Annotated in this window: 20 protein-coding genes; 5 read left to right on the top strand and 15 right to left on the bottom strand. The window is 69.7% G+C overall.

All coding sequences use genetic code 11. The features are described 5' to 3' along the window. Positions 1-33: 33 nt before the first annotated feature. From ABR738_RS23905 to ABR738_RS23885, 5 genes are all read right to left on the bottom strand, one after another. Positions 34-1,368, bottom strand: coding sequence for a dicarboxylate/amino acid:cation symporter (locus tag ABR738_RS23905; RefSeq protein WP_350232026.1), 1,335 nt, complete (start codon positions 1,366-1,368; stop codon positions 34-36). 460 nt (positions 1,369-1,828) lie between these two features. After that, complete coding sequence (locus tag ABR738_RS23900) at positions 1,829-2,125, bottom strand: DUF4229 domain-containing protein (protein ID WP_350232025.1); 297 nt, start codon at positions 2,123-2,125, stop codon at positions 1,829-1,831. A gap of 59 nt (positions 2,126-2,184) precedes the next feature. After that, complete coding sequence (locus ABR738_RS23895) at positions 2,185-2,709, bottom strand: GNAT family N-acetyltransferase (protein ID WP_350232024.1); 525 nt, start codon at positions 2,707-2,709, stop codon at positions 2,185-2,187. A gap of 10 nt (positions 2,710-2,719) precedes the next feature. Next, on the bottom strand, positions 2,720-3,883 hold the full coding sequence (mqnE, locus tag ABR738_RS23890) for an aminofutalosine synthase MqnE (protein WP_350232023.1): 1,164 nt from the start codon (positions 3,881-3,883) through the stop codon (positions 2,720-2,722). 55 nt (positions 3,884-3,938) lie between these two features. Then, a complete protein-coding gene (locus ABR738_RS23885) occupies positions 3,939-4,388 on the bottom strand; it encodes an Lrp/AsnC family transcriptional regulator (protein ID WP_100578735.1) in 450 nt (149 codons plus the stop codon). Positions 4,389-4,530: 142 nt separating this feature from the next. On the opposite strand from ABR738_RS23885, the gene ABR738_RS23880 reads away from it, so the two are divergent. Then, positions 4,531-4,653, top strand: a complete 123-nt coding sequence (locus ABR738_RS23880; protein WP_350234904.1) for a hypothetical protein — start codon at positions 4,531-4,533, stop codon at positions 4,651-4,653. Here the strand turns inward: ABR738_RS23880 and ABR738_RS23875 are convergent. The 3 genes from ABR738_RS23875 to ABR738_RS23865 are packed head-to-tail and all read right to left on the bottom strand — an operon-like array spanning position 4,650 to position 7,802. After that, the gene (locus ABR738_RS23875; protein WP_350234704.1) at positions 4,650-5,366 is read right to left on the bottom strand and encodes a UbiX family flavin prenyltransferase; all 717 of its coding nucleotides are present in this window, start codon (positions 5,364-5,366) and stop codon (positions 4,650-4,652) included. The genes ABR738_RS23880 and ABR738_RS23875 overlap by 4 nt on opposite strands. Positions 5,367-5,421: 55 nt before the next feature. After that, on the bottom strand, positions 5,422-6,330 hold the full coding sequence (mqnP, locus tag ABR738_RS23870; RefSeq protein WP_350234703.1) for a menaquinone biosynthesis prenyltransferase MqnP: 909 nt from the start codon (positions 6,328-6,330) through the stop codon (positions 5,422-5,424). A gap of 14 nt (positions 6,331-6,344) precedes the next feature. Beyond that, positions 6,345-7,802 (bottom strand): menaquinone biosynthesis decarboxylase, encoded by a 1,458-nt coding sequence (locus tag ABR738_RS23865; protein ID WP_350232022.1) that lies wholly within the window; start codon positions 7,800-7,802, stop codon positions 6,345-6,347. Positions 7,803-7,890: 88 nt separating this feature from the next. Here ABR738_RS23865 and ABR738_RS23860 point away from each other — a divergent pair, with 88 nt between their 5' ends. Further along, on the top strand, positions 7,891-8,166 hold the full coding sequence (locus ABR738_RS23860; RefSeq protein ID WP_350232021.1) for a PLD nuclease N-terminal domain-containing protein: 276 nt from the start codon (positions 7,891-7,893) through the stop codon (positions 8,164-8,166). A gap of 366 nt (positions 8,167-8,532) precedes the next feature. On the opposite strand, the gene ccsB is transcribed toward ABR738_RS23860, so the two are convergent. From ccsB to hemL, 7 genes are all read right to left on the bottom strand, one after another. After that, a complete protein-coding gene (gene ccsB / locus ABR738_RS23855; RefSeq protein WP_350232020.1) occupies positions 8,533-9,624 on the bottom strand; it encodes a c-type cytochrome biogenesis protein CcsB in 1,092 nt (363 codons plus the stop codon). Next, positions 9,621-11,333: a cytochrome c biogenesis protein ResB gene (resB, locus tag ABR738_RS23850; protein WP_350232019.1), complete on the bottom strand. Its 1,713-nt coding sequence runs from the start codon at positions 11,331-11,333 to the stop codon at positions 9,621-9,623. Before resB ends, ccsB begins: the two co-directional genes overlap by 4 nt. 3 nt (positions 11,334-11,336) lie before the next feature. Then, positions 11,337-12,098: a cytochrome c biogenesis CcdA family protein gene (locus tag ABR738_RS23845; protein ID WP_388458565.1), complete on the bottom strand. Its 762-nt coding sequence runs from the start codon at positions 12,096-12,098 to the stop codon at positions 11,337-11,339. Between the two features lie 7 nt (positions 12,099-12,105). Then, complete coding sequence (locus ABR738_RS23840; protein WP_350232018.1) at positions 12,106-12,714, bottom strand: TlpA family protein disulfide reductase; 609 nt, start codon at positions 12,712-12,714, stop codon at positions 12,106-12,108. Between the two features lie 77 nt (positions 12,715-12,791). Continuing rightward, positions 12,792-14,012, bottom strand: coding sequence for a polysaccharide deacetylase family protein (locus ABR738_RS23835; RefSeq protein WP_350232017.1), 1,221 nt, complete (start codon positions 14,010-14,012; stop codon positions 12,792-12,794). A gap of 619 nt (positions 14,013-14,631) precedes the next feature. Beyond that, the gene (locus tag ABR738_RS23830) at positions 14,632-15,330 is read right to left on the bottom strand and encodes a histidine phosphatase family protein (RefSeq protein WP_350232016.1); all 699 of its coding nucleotides are present in this window, start codon (positions 15,328-15,330) and stop codon (positions 14,632-14,634) included. Continuing rightward, positions 15,327-16,649 carry a glutamate-1-semialdehyde 2,1-aminomutase gene (gene hemL, locus ABR738_RS23825; RefSeq protein WP_350232015.1) on the bottom strand — a complete coding sequence of 441 codons (1,323 nt, stop codon included), beginning with the start codon at positions 16,647-16,649 and terminating at the stop codon, positions 15,327-15,329. The genes ABR738_RS23830 and hemL overlap by 4 nt, the downstream gene beginning before the upstream one ends. A gap of 174 nt (positions 16,650-16,823) precedes the next feature. Here hemL and ABR738_RS23820 point away from each other — a divergent pair, with 174 nt between their 5' ends. The 3 genes from ABR738_RS23820 to modA all read left to right on the top strand — a co-directional run bounded on the left by ABR738_RS23820 (position 16,824) and on the right by modA (position 19,183). Continuing rightward, entirely contained in the window at positions 16,824-17,417 is a 594-nt protein-coding gene (locus ABR738_RS23820; protein ID WP_350234701.1) for a hypothetical protein, read from the top strand. A gap of 397 nt (positions 17,418-17,814) precedes the next feature. Then, complete coding sequence (locus tag ABR738_RS23815; RefSeq protein ID WP_350232014.1) at positions 17,815-18,210, top strand: TOBE domain-containing protein; 396 nt, start codon at positions 17,815-17,817, stop codon at positions 18,208-18,210. Positions 18,211-18,370: 160 nt separating this feature from the next. Then, complete coding sequence (gene modA / locus ABR738_RS23810) at positions 18,371-19,183, top strand: molybdate ABC transporter substrate-binding protein (RefSeq protein WP_350234700.1); 813 nt, start codon at positions 18,371-18,373, stop codon at positions 19,181-19,183. Positions 19,184-19,270: the final 87 nt, after the last annotated feature.

Raw genomic sequence — 19,270 nt, 5'->3', positions numbered from 1 at the left:
GGGGCGCGGGCGTCGTGGGAGGAAGGGCCGGGGTCAGGCGGCGACCGGGACCGGGGCGTGCTCCTGGGCGGGGGCGGGCTCCTCGACCGGGGAGGCGGAGGCCCGGTTGAAGGCGTCCAGGTCCAGGATCTTCTCCCGGGCCGACACGATGACCGGGACCAGCGCCTGGCCCGCCACGTTCGTGGCCGTACGCATCATGTCGAGGACCGGGTCGATGGCCATGAGCAGGCCGACGCCCTCCAGGGGCAGGCCCAGGGTGGAGAGGGTCAGCGTCAGCATGACCGTGGCGCCGGTCAGGCCGGCCGTGGCGGCGGAGCCGATGACCGACACGAAGGCGATCAGGAGGTAGTCGCCGACACCGAGGTGCACGTCGAAGATCTGGGCGATGAAGATCGCCGCGAGCGCCGGATAGATCGCGGCGCAGCCGTCCATCTTGGTGGTCGAGCCGAAGGGCACCGCGAAGGAGGCGTACTCCTTGGGGACGCCGAGGCGTTCGGTGACCTTCTGGGTCAGCGGCATCGTGCCCACCGAGGAGCGGGAGACGAACGCGAGCTGGATCGCGGGCCAGGCGCCCTTGAAGAACTGGAGCGGGTTGACCTTGGCGACGGTGGCGAGCAGCAGCGGGTAGACGCCGAACATCACCAGGGCGCAGCCGATGTAGACGTCGGCGGTGAAGGTGGCGTACTTGCCGATGAGGTCCCAGCCGTAGTCGGCGATGGCGAAGCCGATGAGGCCGAGGGTGCCGAGCGGGGCGAGCCGGATGACCCACCACAGGGCCTTCTGGAGGAGTTCGAGCACGGCCTCGCTGAGCGTGAGGATCGGCTTGGCCTTCTCACCGAGCTGGAGCAGGGCGATGCCGGCGACGGCGGCCATGAACACGATCTGGAGGACGTTGAGTTCGGTGAACGGCGTCACGACGTCGGTCGGGATGATGCCGGTCAGGAAGTCGAGCCAGCTGCCCGTGTGCTTGGGGAGCTTGCCGTCCTTGGGGGTCAGGCCCGTGCCCGAGCCCGGGTTGGTGAGCAGCCCGATGGCGAGGCCGATGGCCACCGCGATCAGCGAGGTGATCATGAACCAGAGCAGGGTGCGCGAGGCGAGCCGCGCGGCGTTGTTGACCTTGCGCAGGTTGGTGATCGACACCAGGATCGCGAAGAAGACGAGCGGCGCGACGGCCAGCTTCAGGAGCTGGACGAAGGTGTCGCCGATCTGCTCGAGCGTGGACTTGAGCCAGCTGATGTCCTGGCTCCGGGCGAGCCAGCCGAGCAGGCCGCCGAGGACGAGGCCCGCGATGATCTGGGCCCAGAACGGGAACTTGGCGGATATGGAGAAGCCGGACTTGGGCTGCTCCGGGGCGGTCGCGGAGGACACGAAAGGACTCCCTGGTGGGCAAGGGCGGGGATTTGTCGACGTTCAGAGATGAGCGCGGCGCCCGTACACGAGGGACTGGCCGGTGAGGACCGTCACGTAAGGCTGGGGACACCGCCGCATGGTGCCGGGATCAGACGTCGCGGCAACAGACCGCGGACATGCAGCGGCAGAGGTCGACGTGCAGACGCGCCACGAGCGGAACGGCTCCGCCGGTGGGGTGCTGGTGCACAGCTGCTGTCGTCATGTCGGACACGTTAACACTTGAACTTTGGGAACCCCAAAGCACTTCTTTTACTCCGCGATGGCCGACGCCCCGCCGCAGGGCCCCGCCAGGCACCCACGACGAAGGCCCAGCCCCGAAGCGGTGAGCTTCGGGGCCGGGCCGTGAAGGGTTGGGTGCGGGGCCTCACGCGGCGCCCGCGCAGGGCCTCACGCGGCGCCGCGCGGGCGCCGGCGCGCGCTACTGGATGACGCCGTCCTCCTGCGAACGGTTCGCCTCCAGCTTCGCCTTGGCGTTCTCCACCTTGCTGACGATCTGGGCGGACATCGCGTCGCGCTGCTTGCGCAGGAGCACGTAGCTGAGCGGCGCCGAGATGACGAGCGCGAGCAGGATGACCCAGATGAGGTTCGAGTTGCCGTTGCCCTTGGGCACGATGCCGAACTGGACCAGCAGGGCCACGAAGACCAGGCTGCCGATGAAGATCCCCACGCGCAGCATGGTGTACCAGATGGTGGCGCTCGGCTTTGCGGCGTTCACGATCGACCTTCTCTCTACGGTGGCACCTGCCCGACTAGTGAAGCACGCCCACAAATGGATCAGTTCAGCGGGAGCAGCATGATGACGTCGTCCCGGTCGTCCCCCTCGGCCACCCGGATCGCGCCCGGCACCCGTCCGACCTCCTTGTAGCCGCACGCGGCGTAGAAGCGGTCGGCGCCGGTGCCGCCCCGGCAGGTGAGCCGGATCGCCTCGATGCCGTCGAGGGTCCGTACGGCGTCGGCGACGGCCGCCATCAGGTCCCGGCCGTACCCCTTGCCCTGGTGGGCCGGGTGCACCATGACCGTGTAGAGCCACACCCAGTGGGTCATGAGGCGATGGGTGTTGTACGCGACGAACGCGGTGGCGGCGATTCGCCCCCGCCCGTCGAACCCCGCGAGCAGCCGCATCCGCCCCTCGGCCATGGCCGCGAAGTGCTTGACCAGCTCGGGCCTTACGTCCTCCACGGTGACCGGCGGTACGAAGCCGACCGCGCCGCCCGCGTCGGACACCTCGGCCCACAGGGCGAGGAGTCCGTCACGCAGGGCGGGGGTGACCGGCGGGTCGAGCCGGAACGTCAGAGCCACGGGGCCGCTCTCAGAAGCGCATCGGCTGCGGGCTCTCGCGCAGCTCCGGGTCCGGGCCCGGGTACTCGCGGATGATCTCGTAGCGCGTGTTGCGCTCGACCGGACGGAAGCCGGCCTCACGGATGAGGTCGAGCAGGTCGTCGCGGGTCAGCTTGTTGGGCGTGCCGTAGTTGTCCGCGTCGTGCGTGATCTTGTACTCGACGACCGAGCCGTCCATGTCGTCCGCGCCGTGCTGGAGGGCGAGCTGGGTGGTCTGGAGGCCGTGCATGACCCAGAAGCACTTCACGTGCGGCACGTTGTCGAACAGCAGGCGCGAGACGGCGAACGTCTTCAGCGCCTCGGCGCCGGTCGCCATGGTGGTGCGCGCCTGGAGCCGGTTGCGGATCTTGCCGTCCTTCATGTCCACGAAGTCGTGCTGGTAGCGCAGCGGGATGAAGACCTGGAAGCCGCCGGTCTCGTCCTGGAGCTCGCGCAGGCGCAGCACGTGGTCCACGCGGTGGCGCGGCTCCTCGATGTGCCCGTACAGCATGGTCGAGGGGGTCTTGAGGCCCTTCTCGTGGGCCAGGCGGTGGATGCGCGACCAGTCTTCCCAGTGGGTCTTGTGGTCGACGATGTGCTGGCGCACTTCCCAGTCGAAGATCTCGGCGCCGCCGCCGGTCAGCGATTCGAGACCGGCCTCGATGAGCTCGTCCAGGATCTCGCTCGCGCTGAGCCCGGAGATCGTCTCGAAGTGGTGGATCTCGGTCGCCGTGAACGCCTTGAGCCCGACGTTCGGCAGCGCCTCCTTGAGGGCCTTGAGCGAGCGCGGGTAGTAGCGCCAGGGCAGCGTCGGGTGGAGCCCGTTGACGATGTGCAGCTCGGTGAGGTTGTCGTTCTCCATCGCCTTGGCGAGGCGGACGGCCTCCTCGATGCGCATCGTGTACGCGTCCTTCTCGCCCGGCTTGCGCTGGAAGGAGCAGTACGCGCACGACGCCGTGCACACGTTGGTCATGTTGAGGTGACGGTTGACGTTGAAGTGGACGACGTCGCCGTTCTTGCGGGTGCGCACCTCGTGGGCGAGGCCGCCGAGCCAGGCCAGGTCGTCCGACGCGTACAGCGCGATGCCGTCCTCGCGGCTGAGCCGCTCACCGGCCCGGACCTTCTGCTCCAGCTCGCGCTTGAGTCCCGCGTCCATCAAGGCCGCCTCCCATATGTGTGTCTTTCAGGCCCCACCCACGGTACGCCCCGCCCTACTCGGGAAGTTCCCCGACCCGGTTCTCCCACTTCGTGGAGAGCACGATCGTGGTACGGGTGCGCGAGACGCCCTTGGTGGAGCCGAGGCGGCGGATCGTCTTCTCCAGGCCGTCCACGTCACCGGCGCGGATCTTGAGCATGTAGGAGTCGTCGCCCGCGATGAACCAGCAGTCCTCGATCTCGGCCAGATCGCGCAGGCGGCGGGCCACGTCCTCGTGGTCGGCGGCGTCGGACAGGGAGATGCCGATCAGCGCGGTGACGCCGAGGCCGAGCGAGGCGGAGTCCACCGTGGCGCGGTATCCGGTGATGACACCGGCCGCCTCCAGACGGTTGATGCGGTCGGTGACGCTGGGGCCCGAGAGGCCGACGAGCCGGCCCAGTTCCGCGTACGAGGCCCTGCCGTTCTCCCGCAGTGCCTGGATGAGCTGCCTATCGACGGCGTCCATATGCCTGAAGCCTTCCATTGTTCAGCGATACCGCGAGTTTACGTGTAGAATCTAAGGCATGCAGGGGCGACACCCTGCGAATCATTCAGCTGTGTGGATACTTTTCCAGCAGATCAAAGACGATCTTTCAGGAGTTGTCACCGTGTACACGATCGAGATGGCCTACGCCCGGATGCGCGAGCTTCAGGACCTGGCCAACCGGTCCCGTGCTCACAAGCCCGCGCCGAAGGACCGCGCCCCCAAGCGCGCCGCCAAGAAGCGCTAACCCCTCCCTGAGCCTCCTTCGAGGTCGCGGCCCCGCTCACCTGGGGCGTGCCCCGAGCCGAGCTCTCCCTCCCAGCGGCGGTACAGGCCGTGCGGCACCCCTGCCGCGTCCAGCACCCGCCCCGCGACGAAGTCCACCAGATCCTGGATGTGCGTCGCCCCCGCGTAGAACGCCGGAGAGGCGGGCAGCACCACGGCGCCCGCCTCGTCCAGTGTCACCAGATGCTTGAGCGTCTGTCCGTTCAACGGCGTCTCGCGCACCGCGAGGACCAGTCGGCGCCGCTCCTTGAGCGTCACGCTCGCGGCCCGCTGCAACAGGTCCTTCGAAAGCCCGAGCGCCACCCCGGCCACACACGCCGTCGACGCCGGCACGATCAGCATCCCCTTGACGGGATACGAGCCCGACGACGGCCCCGCCGCCAGATCCCCGGCCGCCCAGTGCCGTACGCCCGACACGTCCACAGCGCCGAAGGCGTCCGGCTTGCCGTCCGCGCCCCGCGCCAGCCACGCCCGCAGATCGTCGCGCCAGTGCGCGTCACGGAACGCGATGCCCGTCTCGTCGAGCAGGGTCAGGCGCGAGGCCCGCGAGACCACCAGGTCCACGCTCTGCCCCGCCGCGATCAGCGCGCGCAGCACCGCCGCCGCGTACGGCGTCCCCGAGGCACCCGACACCCCGACGATCCAGGGCGTGCGCTGCTGACTGTGTACGTTCACGTGCTCCACGTGTCCGAGCCTATCCGCCGCGCCGTGCCCCGGGCGGCGCCAGGTGCTAGACCGTCAGGCCCCGCACCAGCAGGTCGAGCAGCGCGCAGAGGAAGAGTGCGATCCCGATGAAGCCGTTGACCTGGAAGAACGCCCGGTTCAGCCGCGAGAGGTCATGCGGCTTGACCAGCGTGTGCTCGTAGAGGAAGGCGCCGAGCACGATGAGCAGACCCAGCCAGAAGAAGACACCGGCGCCGGTCGCGAGCGCGTACCAGACGAGCAGGGCCATCGTGACGGTGTGGCAGCCACGGGCGCCGTGGATTGCGGCCGGGATGCCGAAGCGGGCCGGCACCGACTTCACGCCGTGGCCCCGGTCGGCCTCCACGTCCTGGCAGGCGTAGATCAGGTCGAAGCCGCCGATCCAGATGCCGATGGCCAGGCCCAGGATCACCGCGTCCCACGACCACGAGCCGGTGATCGCGATCCACGCGCCGACCGGACCCATCGCCTGCGCGATGCCGAGGATGGCCTGCGGGAAGTTGGTGAACCGCTTCCCGTACGGATAGACCACCATCGGCACCACCGCGACGGGCGCGAGCGCCAGACACAGCGGGTTAAGGGCGGCGGCGGCGCCGAGGAAGACGACGAGCGCGATGAGCGCGCCGGTCCACGCCGAGCGCACCGACACCGCGCCGGTCACCAGCTCGCGGCCGGCGGTGCGGGGGTTACGGGCGTCGATCTCGCGGTCGATGATCCGGTTGCACGCCATCGCGAAGGTCCGCAGCCCCACCATGGCGAGCGTGACCAGGAGCAGGCGCCCCCAGTGGATGTTCCTGTCCAGCTGGAACATCGCGGTGAGCGCGGCGGTGTAGGCGAAGGGCAGCGCGAAGACCGAGTGCTCGATCATGACCAGGCGCAGGAAGGCCGGAACGCCCCCGCCGCGGCGGGGATCACGCTTCGCGCTGCCACCGCCCAGAATGGCTTCACCGCTCACAGCCCGTACTCCTTCCAACGCTTCGTCACTCGCTCGGCCGTCTCCGCGTCCGACTCGACCATCGCCGGCCAGCCGCCGTCGCGGGTGTAGCCCTCCTCGGGCCACTTCGCGGTCGCGTCGATGCCCGCCTTGCCGCCCCAGAACTGCTGGTAGGAGGCGTGGTCGAGGTGGTCGACCGGGCCTTCGACGACGGTCAGGTCGCGGGCGTAGTCGGTGTTGCCGAAGGCCCGCCAGGACACTTCGTGCAGGTTGTGCACGTCGCAGTCGGCGTCCACGATCACGATCAGCTTGGTCAGCGACATCATGTGCGCGCCCCAGATCGCGTGCATCACCTTCTGCGCGTGCTTGGGGTACTTCTTGTCGATCGAGACGATCGCGCAGTTGTGGAAGCCGCCCGACTCCGGCAGGTGGTAGTCCACGATGTCCGGCACGATGATCTTGAGGAGCGGCAGGAAGAAACGCTCCGTCGCGCGGCCGAGCGGCCCGTCCTCGGTGGGCGGACGGCCGACCACGATGGACTGGAGCAGCGGGCGCCTGCGCATCGTCACGCAGTCGATCGTCAGCGCGGGGAACGGTTCCTGCGGGGTGTAGAACCCGGTGTGGTCGCCGAACGGGCCCTCCGGCAGCATCTCGCCCGGCTCGAGCCAGCCCTCGATGACGACCTCGGCGTTGGCCGGGACCTGGAGCGGCACGGTCTTGCAGTCCACCATCTCGATCCGCTTGCCCTGGATGAAGCCGGCGAAAAGGTACTCGTCGATGTCACCCGGCAGCGGCGCGGTCGAGGCGTACGTGACGGCGGGCGGGCAGCCGAAGGCGATCGCGACCGGCAGCCGCTCGCCGCGCCTGGCGGCGACCGCGTAGTGGTTGCGGCTGTCCTTGTGGATCTGCCAGTGCATGCCGATGGTGCGCTTGTCGTGGCGCTGGAGGCGGTACAGGCCGAGGTTGCGTACGCCCGTCTCGGGGTGCTTGGTGTGGGTGAGGCCCAGGTTGAAGAACGAGCCGCCGTCCTCGGGCCAGGTGAACAGCGCGGGCAGCTGGTCGAGATCCACGTCGTCGCCCTTGAGGACGACCTCCTGCACCGGGGCCGCCTCCTGCTTCACCTTCTTCGGCGGCACGTGCACCATCGAGCCGAGCTTGCCGAAGGCCTCGCGGATGCCGACGAAGCCCTGGGGCAGTTCGGGCTTGAGCAGCCCGCCGATCTTGTCGCTGATCTCCTCGTACGAGGCGAGGCCGAGCGCCTTGAGCAGGCGGCGGTCGGTGCCGTACACGTTCATGGCCAGGGGCATGGACGCGCCCTTGACGTTCTCGAAGAGGAGGGCCGGGCCGCCGGCCTTGTTGACCCGGTCGACGATCTCGCCGACTTCCAGATACGGGTCGACCTCGGCCTTGATGCGCTTGAGGTCGCCCTCGCGCTCCAGCGCCCTGAGCAGCGATCGGAGATCGTCATAAGCCATGGGGTCCAGTATCGGGCACCCGATACCCTGGGCCGGTCACCGGGGCCGAGGCACGGCCCGAAACCGTTCCCGGGGGGACCGTTAGAACATGCTCAGGTATCTGCCGTTCCTGCTGGTCCTGGCCGTGTGGGTCTACGCGTTCATCGACTGCCTCAACACCCCCGAGGAGGACGTCAAGGGCCTGCCCAAGGTGGTGTGGATCATCGTGGTGCTGCTCTTCGGCGAGGTGCTGGTCGGGCCGCTCGCGTGGCTGATCGCGGGCAAGGTCCGCCGGGCGCCGGCGCGCTGGACGGCGCCGGACGACAACCCGGAGTTTCTGGCGTCCCTGGAGGACCGCAAGCGGGACCTCGGCGAGGAGGCGTAGCCTCCTCGCCTCCGAGGTGCTGCTGGGGCTCCACCCCGGGCCCACGCCGGACGGGCTGACTATGCCCATGCAGGCCGGCACCGGTCCCGTCAGGGGCGCGGGGAACTGCGCGACGAGCCACCCACGGTCCGCAGCCGAACTCGCGTCCAGCCCTCCCGCCCCCGGAGGGTTTCGGGAAGGGGCGGGGCGGTGCAAACCGGGGTCGCTGGGGCGGAGCCCCAGCGACCCCGGCCGCCTTTCGGGTGCGGACCGTGCTGGGGCACCCGCGCAGTTCCCCGCGCCCCCGTAGGGCCTCCGGCATGCCAAGCCGCCCGCGCCCACCGCGGCGGAGCCGGCAGGGCGCCCGGAGTTGAGAGCGGCCCCGGGTCAGACGCCCGCGTAGGAGTGCTTGCCGTTGACGAAGATGTTGACGCCGTAGTAGTTGAACAGCCAGCAGCCGAACGCGATCAGCGCCAGCGTCGCCGCCTTGCGGCCCTTCCAGCCGGCCGTGGCGCGCGCGTGCAGGTAGCAGGCGTACGCGACCCACGTGATGAAGGACCAGACCTCCTTGGGGTCCCAGCCCCAGTAGCGGCCCCACGCGTCCCCCGCCCAGATCGCGCCCGCGATGATCGTGAACGTCCACAGCGGGAACACCGCGGCGTTCACGCGGTAGGCGAACTTGTCGAGCGAGGACGCGGCCGGAAGGCGCTCCATGACCGAAGTCGCGAAGGTGCCCGGAGTGCCGCCCTCGGCGAGCTTGGACTCGTACCGGTCGCGGAAGAGGTACAGGATCGTGGCGACCGCGCCCACGTAGAAGACCGCGCCGCAGAAGATCGCGGTGGAGACGTGGATCCACAGCCAGTAGGAGTGCAGCGCCGGTACGAGCTGGTCGCTCGCGGTGTAGAGGACCGTGACGGCGAGGCCCAGGTCGAGCAGGACCGTGGTGACCAGCGGGAGGCCGAGCCAGCCGACGTTCTTCTTGAGGGCCAGCAGCGTCAGGTACACGCCGACCGCGACCGTGGAGAAGGTCAGGTTGAACTCGTACATGTTGCCCCACGGCGCCCGCTGCACGGACAGCGCGCGGGTGAGCACACCGGAGAACTCGATGAGGAAGGCGAGCACCGTCAGGGAGATGGCGATGCGACCGTAGAGGTCGCCCTTCTCGTCCCCGCCGGAGGCGCCCGGCCCGTCCGGCACGTCACGGGTGCCGGAGACGGAGCGCGTCACGACCTTGGGGCGCTCCAGGACCGCGGTGCCGCCGTTCTTGGTGGCGACCTCGACCTTGACGGTGCCCGCGTCCACGGCGTCCTGCCCGGCGCCGGTCAGCGCGGCCGCCGTGCGGGCGACCTTGCTGCGGCTGCCGAAGAGCCATTCGGCCATGTTGGCGAAGAAGGCCAGCAGATACACGGCCATCGACGAGTAGATGAGGTAGTTGCTGGTGTGCGCCAGGCTCTCATTGGTGGTGGCGGCGAGATTCACTTCTCAGCCCCTTCGGCAGGAACTTCTGAGGGTTGGGGTTCTGGATCCGGCGCGGTCGGCGCCTGCGGGATGAGCGTGACCGCGAGATCGGCCAGCTCCTCGGGAAGCTTCGCGGACTCACTGCGGCCGAGCCCGGCCATCTCGACGACGGTCACCCCGTCGTCGCCCCTGACGGCCCGGACCCAGACCCGGCGCCGCTGGATGAACAGCGAGCCGGCGAGCCCCGCGATGGCACCGATCGCGCCGGTGAGGGCGAGACCGCTGCCGGGCTGGTGGGAGATCTGGAAGCTCGCCCACTGCTTGATGGGGCCCTTGTCGAAGGTGATCGACCCGGCGCCGTCCGGCAGTTGGAGGCTCTCGCCGGGCAGCAGCAGCTTCTTGAGGATGGTGCCGTTGGCGTCCTTGAACGGCTTGATGGACCGGCTCGCCGTGTCCAGCTGGTAGACGTTCTTGGGCAGACCCGAGTTGACGCCGAGGTCGCCGTGGTAGGCGCCGACGTTGAGCACCGGGAAGTCGGGCGCGGGGAACTTGGAGAACATCTGGGTGGCGCCGGTGCCCTTGCCGCCGAACGTCGGCACGAAGAACGCGGCGAAGCCCAGCTGGTCCTTGTCGCCCTGGGCGTCGCGGTAGCCGTCGAGCACCTTGATGGCGCCGCTGGACGTGAGGTTGTTGTCCATCGGCAGCAGCGGCACCGCGCCGTGGAAGACGACGTCGCCCTTGCCGTCCTTGACGGTGACCGAGGGCGCGTAGCCGTGCGAGAGCAGGTAGACCTTGGAGCCGTCCACCACCAGCGGCTTGTTGACCTCGATGGTCTTCTGCTGCGGCTTGCCCTCGGCGCCCTCGGAGTAGGTGACGTGCGCCTTGAACTCGCGGGCCGTGCCGAGTTCGGGCCCCGAGCGCTCGTACGTCGCGTCGAAGCGGTCCAGGGTGAAGCTGAACGGCGCCAGGTCCTCGCTGTTGAACATCGAGCCCGACTTGAAGTCGTCGTACTGGGTGAGCGTGTTGGAGAACCCGTCGCCCTGGACGATCAGCTTGCCGCCCTCGGACTTGAAGAGCTGTCCGGTGGCGAACGCCACCAGGATCACGATCAGCGAGACGTGGAAGATCAGGTTGCCGGCCTCGCGCAGATAGCCCTTCTCGGCGGCGACGGCGTCCCCGCTGATCCGGGAGCGGAAGCGGCGCTTCTTGAGCAGGGCGAGCGCGGCCTCGGTGACCTGCTCGGGCTCGGCGTCCGTACGCCAGGTCGTGTAGGCGGGCAGCCGGGTCAGACGGCCCGGCGCGGCCGGCGGCTGTCCGCGCAGCTGGCCGACGAACTGCCAGGTGCGGGGCACGATGCAGCCGATGAGCGAGACGAAAAGCAGGATGTAGATCGCGGAGAACCACACCGAGCTGTAGACGTGGAACAGGCCGAGCTTCTCGTAGATCGGCGAGATGGTGTCGTGCCGCTTCTGGAAGTCGGCGACCTTCATCTCATCGACGGCGGTCTGCGGGATCAGCGAGCCGGGGATGGCGCCGAGCGACAGCAGGAACAGCAGGATGAGCGCGACCCGCATCGAGGTCAGCTGCCGCCAGAACCAGCGGATCCAGCCGATCACGCCGATGCCGACGGGGCCGTTGGAGCGTTCCTCGGTGGGGGCGGTGGAGAGCTGTGCCCCGGCCTCGCCGAGGTCGGGCTCCGGAGTCGGTTCGGTTTGGTCGATCTTGCTCATGCGTCAGACACCCACCTGAAAGCCTTGGGACCAGCCCTGTACCTGCTGGACGAGCTCCGCCCAAGCGCCGGTGAGCAGCAGCACGCCGGTCACGATCATCATGCCGCCGCCGATCCGCATCACCCATACGTAGTGCTTCTTCACCCAGCCGAAGGCGCCGAGCGCCTTGCGGAAGGCGACCGCCGCGAGCACGAACGGCAGCCCGAGGCCGAGACAGTACGCGACCGTCAGTATCGCCCCGCGCCCGGCGCTCGCCTGGTCCATCGCGAGCGCGTTGACCGAGGTGAGCGTGGGCCCCAGGCACGGCGTCCAGCCGATGCCGAAGAGCGCGCCGAGCAGCGGCGCCCCGGCGAGCCCGGTCACGGGCCGCTTGTGGAAGCGGAACTCCCGCTGGGTCATCCACGGCATGAGGCCCATGAAGAAGACGCCCATGAGGATCATCAGGACGCCGAGGACCTTGGAGAGCGTGTCGCCGTAGTCCTGGAGGTTCTTGCCGAAGTAGCCGAACAGCGCGCCGCCGGAGACGAACACGGCGGTGAAGCCGAGCACGAACAGGCTGGCGCCCGCGACCATGCGTCCGCGCTTCGCCTCGGCCAAGTCGGTGCCGGTGACCCCGGTGACGTACGAGAGATAACCGGGGACCAGGGGCAGTACGCAGGGCGAGAAGAACGAGACGAGGCCGCCGAGCACGGCGACCGGCAGAGCCACGAGAAGGGCCCCGCTGAAGACCGTCTCGTTCATCGAGCCGACGGCGGCCAGTGCCATCACGCGATCACTTCTCCGCGATCAGCGGGTCGATCATCTGGTGCAGCTTGGTGTCGTCCAACGCCATCAGGGCGCGCGCGGCGATCTTTCCGTTCCGGTCGAGAACGATCGTCGACGGAATGGCCTGCGGATTCAGGCTGCCCTTGGGGAAACGCAGAATGAGCTTGCCGATCGGGTCGTACAGACTCGGATAGTCGACGCCGAATTCCTTCTCGAACTGCTGGGCCGGGCCCTTGTCCGTGTCGCGCGTATTGATCCCCACGAACTCGACGCCCTTGGCCCGCGTCTCCTTGGAGACCTTGGCCAGATACGGCGCTTCGGCCCGGCAGGGCGCGCACCAGGAGCCCCATACGTTCAGGACGACGATCTTGCCCTTGAGCGAGGCGACGTCGAGCTGCTTGCCGTCGACGGTCGCACCGGAAAGCTCGGGTGCCTTCTGCCGGTCCCCCTTGGCCACGGTGGCGATGCCGCCGGTGCCGGTGACGAACTTGGTGTCACCGGAACCACCGGACGTGCCACCGGAACCGCAGGCCGTCAGGGTCAGCGCGCCGGCGGCCGCGGCGGCCGCGGCCAGCGTCAGGGTGCGACGGCGTCGGAAAGCAGGACTCACGGACATGTGAAAAGTTTCGCATGGCGGTTTCGGGGATCTTGCGCGCCCCCCTGACTGCCCGTAAAGCCCCTTGTCAGGAACGCCTAAACGGTCTTCAGGAACGTGTTCCAGCCACCTGCGGGCGCCTGTCCCACCCCGAGCGTACGGAGCTTGGCGAGCACCTTCGGGTCCTGGACGTCGAGCCAGTCGCAGTACTGCTTGAAGGAGACGAGCCTCACATCCTTCTTGGCGTCCCGCTGCGCGGCGATGCCCTTGAAGGCCTCTTCGACGGCGTCCATGTAGATGCCGCCGTTCCACTGTTCGAAGTGGTTTCCGATGTAGAACGGCGCGCGATTGGTTTCGTAGGCGCGCTTGAATCCGGCGAGGTAGGCCTCGGTGGCCTGCTTGCGCCAGCCGGGATAGTTGGCCGGCGGGGCCTTGGTCGAATTCTTCGACTGGTTGGCCAGGATGTTGTAGTCCATGGACAGGACCTGGAAGGAGTGGCCGGGGAAGGGTATTTGCTGGAGCGGCAGGTCCCACAGCCCGTGCCGCTTGACCGGCCACACCTGGGTGCCGCCGGGCGACGAGGCGTCGTAGCGCCAGCCCAGCTTCTGCGCGGTGGGCAGCAGGTTGTCCTGGCCGAGCAGGCAGGGGGTGCGGCCGCCGGCGAGCTCGCGCCGGTAGTCGAAGGGCAGTGGGTCCTCGTCCGTCCACCCGGTGTTGGTCTTCCACTTGGTGACGAAGTCGATCGCCTGGTCTATCTCGCTCTGCCACTGAGCCGGGGTCCAGTGCTCGACGGTGCCGCGCCCCGAGCAGAAGTGGCCGTTGAAGTGGGTGCCTATCTCATGGCCGTCGGTCCACGCCTGGCGGACGTACTTCAGCGTCTCCTTGAGGTGCGGGTCGGAGAGGTAGCCGATGTCGGAGGCGCCGACGGGGTTGTTCGGCGGGCGGTAGAGGCGCTTCTTGTCCTCGGGCAGCAGATACAGACCGGAGAGGAAGAACGTCATGCCCGCGCCGTGGTCCTTGGCGAGCTGAAGGAAGCGCGGGAAGAGACCGTTGCCGACCTCGCCGGCGCCGTCCCAGGAGAAGACCACGAACTGGGGCGGGGTCTGGCCGGGTTCCAGGGGGACGGGCTTGTCGGGCTGGTGGGGCTGCTTGCCGGTGTCGGCGGTGGAACCGTCGCCTATGAGTTTGGCGTCGGCCTTCTTGCCGGCCGCGTCACCGCCCTTGTCGCCGTTGCCGCTCTTCGCGCCATGGCCCCCGTCCGCGCTGCCGCAGCCGGCGAGACCGGCCGCCGCGGCCGCCCCCAGACCCAGTCCCAGCATGCCCCTCCGGCTGAAATTCCGTCCGTTCTCCCTCATGAACCCGTCCGTTCCCATCGCGTCGCACCGTCGTCTCGTCGTCCGCACGCCCAAGTGCGTCACCGCAGTTGGGCAAGGTGTGAGATGCCGGGTGAAACCGGGATGGTTCCCCACAGCTCGCACAAACCTTCGTAAACCGTACGAGATGGGGAGTGCGGGTCGCGGGGTCGGGGGGTGGGGATCGCGTGAACGGTACGGGGCGGGGGGCGGACCTCGCGGGCCCGCGGGGCGGGGGCGGACCTCGCGGGCCGGCGGGGCGGGGGCGGACCTCGCGGGCCGGCGGGGCGGGGGCGGACCTCGCGGGCCGGCGGGGCGGGGGCGGACCTCGCGGGCCGGGCGTCGGCACCCGGGCCCGGGCTGGCTGTGGTGCCGGGCCTGGGTGGTCCGGGCCGTGGTGGCCGGGCCTGGGTGGTCCGGGCCGTGGTGGCCGGGCCTGGGTGGTCCGGGCCTAGGTGGTCCAGACCCGGGCCTGGGTGGCGGTCCGGCCCGGGGCCGGGTGATCCGTGCCGGACCGGCCCAGGTGGCCCGCCCGGGCCCGGGCGATCCGCGCCGGGGCCGGGTGGTCCGCGCCCGGGCCTCCGCGTCAGGCGCCGAAGGCCTTCGACTTCCCCTTGACCGGCTTGGCGCCGGCCAGCAGATGCGCCGGAACGAGATCGCGCGCGGGCTCGCTGTAGCCCACCGAGACGATCTTGTCGCCCTGGTAGGTGAAGCTGGTCAGCGAGGCCAGCGTGCACTGCCGCTTGCGCGGGTCGTGCCACAGACGCCGCTTCTCGACGAAGCTGCGCACGATCCAGATCGGCAGCTGGTGGCTGACGCAGACCGCCTCATGACCGCGTGCCGCGTCCCGCGCCGCATCCAGCGCGCCCATCATCCGCACGACCTGCTCGACGTACGGCTCGCCCCAGGACGGGCGGAACGGGTTGGTCAGGTGCTTCCAGTTGGCGGGCTTGCGCAGGGCGCCGTCCCCGACTCCGAAGGTCTTGCCCTCGAAGACGTTGCCCGCCTCGATCAGGCGTGGGTCGGTCGCGAGGTCGAGTCCGTGCGCCTTGGCGATCGGGGTCGCCGTCTCCTGGGCGCGCTCCAGCGGCGAGGCGACGACATGGGTGACGTCACGGCCCGCCAGGTGCTCGGCGACCCGGTCGGCCATCTGGCGGCCGAGTTCGGACAGGTGGTAGCCGGGGCGGCGCCCGTAGAGCACCCCGTCCGGGTTGTGCACCTCGCCGTGGCGCATCAGGTGTACGACGGTGAGCTCGTTCCCGCTCGGCCGGTTCTGCTCGCTCATGCCGTGGCCTCCGCTGCGGCGCGGGCGGCGGCGGGCAGCGCGGCCGCGATGCGCTCGATGGCGCGCTCGTCGTGGGCGGTCGACACGAACCAGGACTCGAACGCCGAGGGCGGCAGGTAGACGCCCTGCGACAGCATCGAGTGGAAGAACGCGTTGAAGCGGAAGGCTTCCTGCTTCTTCGCGTCGTCGTAGTCGGTGACCTCGTCCGGCGTGAAGAAGACGGAGAACATGTTGCTCGCCGTCTGCACCCGGTGAGCCACGCCCTCCTTGCCGAGCGCGCCGGTGACGAGCCCCTGGATCTCGGCGGACACGGCGTCGACCTTGGCGTACGCCGCGTCGTCGAGCAGCCGCAGCTGGGCGAGGCCTGCGGCGGTGGCGACCGGATTGCCGGACAGGGTGCCCGCCTGGTAGACGGGGCCGGCCGGGGCGAGGTGGCCCATCACGTCGGCGCGGCCGCCGAACGCCGCGGCCGGGAAGCCTCCGCCCATGACCTTGCCGAACGTCATGAGGTCCGGCTTGACGCCATCGACGCCGAACCAGCCCGCCTTTGACGTACGGAACCCGGTCATCACCTCGTCGGAGATGTAGAGCGCGCCGTTCTTGGCGCACGCCGCCTTCAGACCGGCGTTGAACCCCTCGGCGGGCGGGACGACGCCCATGTTGCCGGGCGACGCCTCGGTGATCACACAGGCGATCTCGCCCGGGTGGGCGTGGAACGCCGCGTGCACCGCGTCCAGATCGTTGTACGGGAGCACGATCGTGTCGCCGGCCTGGGCGCCGGTGACGCCGGGGGTGTCGGGAAGGCCGAAGGTGGCGACCCCGGAGCCGGCGGCGGCCAGCAGCGCGTCCACGTGCCCGTGGTAGCAGCCGGCGAACTTGATCACCTTGGCGCGGCCGGTGAAGCCACGGGCCAGACGGATCGCGGACATGGTCGCCTCGGTGCCGGAGGACACCAGGCGGACCTGCTCGACCGGCTCGACACGGGCCACGATCTCCTCGGCGAGCGCGACCTCACCCTCGCCGGGCGTACCGAAGGAGGTGCCGCGGCCGACGGCCTCCCGCACGGCCGCGACGACCTCGGGGTGCGCGTGTCCGAGGATCATCGGGCCCCACGAGCACACCAGGTCGACGTACTCACGGCCGTCGGCGTCGGTCAGGTAGGGCCCCGTACCGGACACCATGAACCGGGGCGTACCGCCCACGGCCCGGAAGGCACGGACGGGGGAGTTCACACCGCCGGGCGTCACGGCGGACGCGCGGTCGAAGAGGTTCTGCGAAACTGGGGCGTCGTATTCGTACGGATAGCTCACACACGCCATGGTGGCAGAGGCCCGGACGTTCTTGCGGACTGGTGTTTCACCGCACCCGCGCGGGGGAGGTCAGTGACACGATGATCCGCAGATGATCGAGTTGCATCGACGGATGATCGGGTTGCGCGGCGGGGCGCGCGCCGTCTACAAAGCAGTCGGGCTACAAGCAGTCGGGTGAAGGATATGCATCGCGGTGGCGGACTGGGCGAGGGGACCGATGACCGGGGCCCCGAGCGCGCCCACCGTCGGGGACGGCACCGGCGACGTGACGGCCAGGACCGGATCGACCGGATCGAGCAGGTCGCGGGTGGCGCGGGGGCGGGGAACGGAAGTGGCCGGATGGGGGTGACCTACAAGTACTTCGGCGCGCCCGACGGCGCGACGGCTGCCCGGGTGCCCGTCACCATGCGCCCCGAAGAGCTCGGCGGTGACGAACTGGGCATGGGCGGCATGTTCACCAAGATCAAGCCGGAGACGATGGCCGCGATGGTCCTCACCGGTATCCAGGGCATACCGCTGCACAAGGTCCCGCCGCTGGAGCTCGTGGTCCTGCACCCCGATTACGCGGTGGTCAAGCTCCCCATGACCGTCGTCGATCCGCTGCGCGGCGTCGGCGAGGAGACGGTCGGCGCCGCCGCCTTCATCTGGTCCACGGTCCCCGACCGCGGCGGCCCGCGCGACGCGTTCAACGTCTACCAACTGCTGCACGAATGGCAGGACTTCAGCCACCGGTTGCATGAGGCGGGGCATCAGCCGTACTGCTTGGTGTGGCCCTGAGAGGGCTGCTCTGAGGGGGTGGCTCTGAGGGGATGGCTCTGAGGGGGGCGTTGGGCGGCCCGAGGGGGATTTGAACCGGCCGTCATACGAGGGCGGGCGCGGGGGCTGGGGCGGCCGCGGGGGCTGGGGCGGGCGCAGGGGCTGGGGCGGGCGCGGGGGCTGGGGCGGGCGCAGGGGCTGGGGCGGGCGCAGGGGCTGGGGCGGGCGCAGGGGCTGGGGCGGGCGCAGGGGCCGGGGCGGGCGCAGGGGCCGGGACTGGGCGTGCGTGGGGTGTGTGCCGGGGCTCTACGAGGGCGTTCCGGCGGCTTGGAGCTTCGCCCATGCGGCCGCGCAGCTGCGGCGTATGTTCCGACGGAACCTTTGTGCATGCGGCGCGAAGGCGCCTATCTTGTCGCACATGCAGTCCTACACCATCGGCCAGGCAGCGCGTCTGCTCGGCGTCAGTCCCGACACCGTGCGCCGCTGGGCCGACGGCGGCCGCGTCACGACCCATCGTGACGAAGGCAGCCGCCGACTCATCGACGGGCGGGATCTGGCCGCGTTCTCCATCGAGGTCGGCCAGTCCTCCCAAGGCGAGGACGAGGTGCCCTACACCTCCGCCCGCAACGCCTTCCCCGGCATCGTCACCGCAGTCAAACTCGGTGATGTCGCCGCCCAGGTCGAGATCCAGGCCGGCCCGCACCGCCTGGTCTCCCTCCTGACCCGGGAGGCCGTCGAAGAGCTGGGCCTCGAGGTGGGCATGCAGGCCACCGCGCGGGTGAAGTCCACCAGCGTGCACATCGACCGCGCCTAGGCCGGTCCCGGGCCGTCGATCCCAGGCCACTCCCGTACGTCCCCGCGGCGTCGCCCTTCTTCTGCCTCCCACGCATCCGGCAACGGAGGTCCAGCAGCGGAAGCCCTCATCTCCCGGCGCGGCTCGACACGCATCCGAAGGAGCTCCACCCATGTCTGTCATGGCCCTCAGCACCCAGCGCCGCCGCACCGCCACGGCCGCCGTCTGTGCCGCCCTGCTCATCCCGCTCGCCGCGGCCTGCGGCGGCGGCAAGGACAGCGGGGACGGCGCGTCCGCCTCGCCGTCCGCCGGGACCGGTTCCGCCAAGGCCGCCAAGCTGACCGTCCTCGCCGCGTCCTCGCTCACCGACGTCTTCAAGACGGCCGGCGCGGCCTATGAGAAGGAGCACCCCGGCACCAAGGTCACGTTCTCCTTCGCCGGTTCGCAGGAGCTGGCCGCGCAGGTCAAGCAGGGCGCGCCGGCCGACGCCCTGGTGACCGCCGACACCAAGACCATGGACGGCCTCAAGTCCGATGTGAACGACCCCTCGGTCATCGCCAAGAACCGCCTGGTCATCGCCACCGACAAGGGCAACCCGAAGAAGGTCGAAGGCCTCAAGAACCTGTCCGAGCCGAACCTGAAGGTGGTCCTGGCCGCCCCCGAGGTGCCGGTCGGCCGCTACAGCAAGCAGGTTCTGGACGCCCAGAAGATCACGGTCAAGCCGGTCTCCCAGGAGCCCAATGTGCGCGCCGTGCTCAGCAAGGTGGAGCTGGGCGAGGCCGACGCCGGCATCGTCTACAAGACCGACGCCGCCTCCGCGAAGGGCAAGGTCGACACCGTCGACATCCCGGACGCGCAGAACGCCGTGGCCCAGTACCCCGCCGCCACGCTCAAGACGTCCAAGAACGCCGACGCCGCCGCCTCGTTCGTAAGGTGGCTGTCCTCTCCCGAGGCGCGGAAGATCCTCACGGACGCGGGCTTCCAGCAGCCGTAACCCGACCGCGTCATCTCCCTTGCGGGGCCTGCCTGTCCGGCCTTGTCCGTCCGGCCTTGTCCGTCCGGCCTTGTCCGTCCGGCCTTG

The sequence above is a fragment of the Streptomyces sp. Edi4 genome, from assembly GCF_040253615.1.
In the GTDB taxonomy this organism is placed as follows: domain Bacteria; phylum Actinomycetota; class Actinomycetes; order Streptomycetales; family Streptomycetaceae; genus Streptomyces.
The sequence above is the reverse complement of the archived record's forward strand: the minus strand, read 5'-3'. Positions and strand labels throughout refer to the sequence as shown.

Bases quoted from the DNA above. Each gene is read 5' to 3' on its own strand.
- mqnE (WP_350232023.1), bottom strand. From the start codon at position 3,883: ATGGACGCGGGACTCAAGCGCGAGCTGGAGCAGAAGGTCCGGGCCGGT.
- ABR738_RS23885 (WP_100578735.1), bottom strand. From the start codon at position 4,388: ATGGACGCCGTCGATAGGCAGCTCATCCAGGCACTGCGGGAGAACGGC.
- ABR738_RS23865 (WP_350232022.1), bottom strand. From the start codon at position 7,802: ATGGCTTATGACGATCTCCGATCGCTGCTCAGGGCGCTGGAGCGCGAG.
- ABR738_RS23860 (WP_350232021.1), top strand. From the start codon at position 7,891: ATGCTCAGGTATCTGCCGTTCCTGCTGGTCCTGGCCGTGTGGGTCTAC.
- resB (WP_350232019.1), bottom strand. From the start codon at position 11,333: ATGAGCAAGATCGACCAAACCGAACCGACTCCGGAGCCCGACCTCGGC.
- ABR738_RS23845 (WP_388458565.1), bottom strand. From the start codon at position 12,098: ATGGCACTGGCCGCCGTCGGCTCGATGAACGAGACGGTCTTCAGCGGG.
- ABR738_RS23840 (WP_350232018.1), bottom strand. From the start codon at position 12,714: ATGTCCGTGAGTCCTGCTTTCCGACGCCGTCGCACCCTGACGCTGGCC.
- ABR738_RS23835 (WP_350232017.1), bottom strand. From the start codon at position 14,012: ATGCTGGGACTGGGTCTGGGGGCGGCCGCGGCGGCCGGTCTCGCCGGC.
- ABR738_RS23830 (WP_350232016.1), bottom strand. From the start codon at position 15,330: ATGAGCGAGCAGAACCGGCCGAGCGGGAACGAGCTCACCGTCGTACAC.
- hemL (WP_350232015.1), bottom strand. From the start codon at position 16,649: ATGGCGTGTGTGAGCTATCCGTACGAATACGACGCCCCAGTTTCGCAG.
- ABR738_RS23820 (WP_350234701.1), top strand. From the start codon at position 16,824: ATGCATCGCGGTGGCGGACTGGGCGAGGGGACCGATGACCGGGGCCCC.
- ABR738_RS23815 (WP_350232014.1), top strand. From the start codon at position 17,815: ATGCAGTCCTACACCATCGGCCAGGCAGCGCGTCTGCTCGGCGTCAGT.
- modA (WP_350234700.1), top strand. From the start codon at position 18,371: ATGGCCCTCAGCACCCAGCGCCGCCGCACCGCCACGGCCGCCGTCTGT.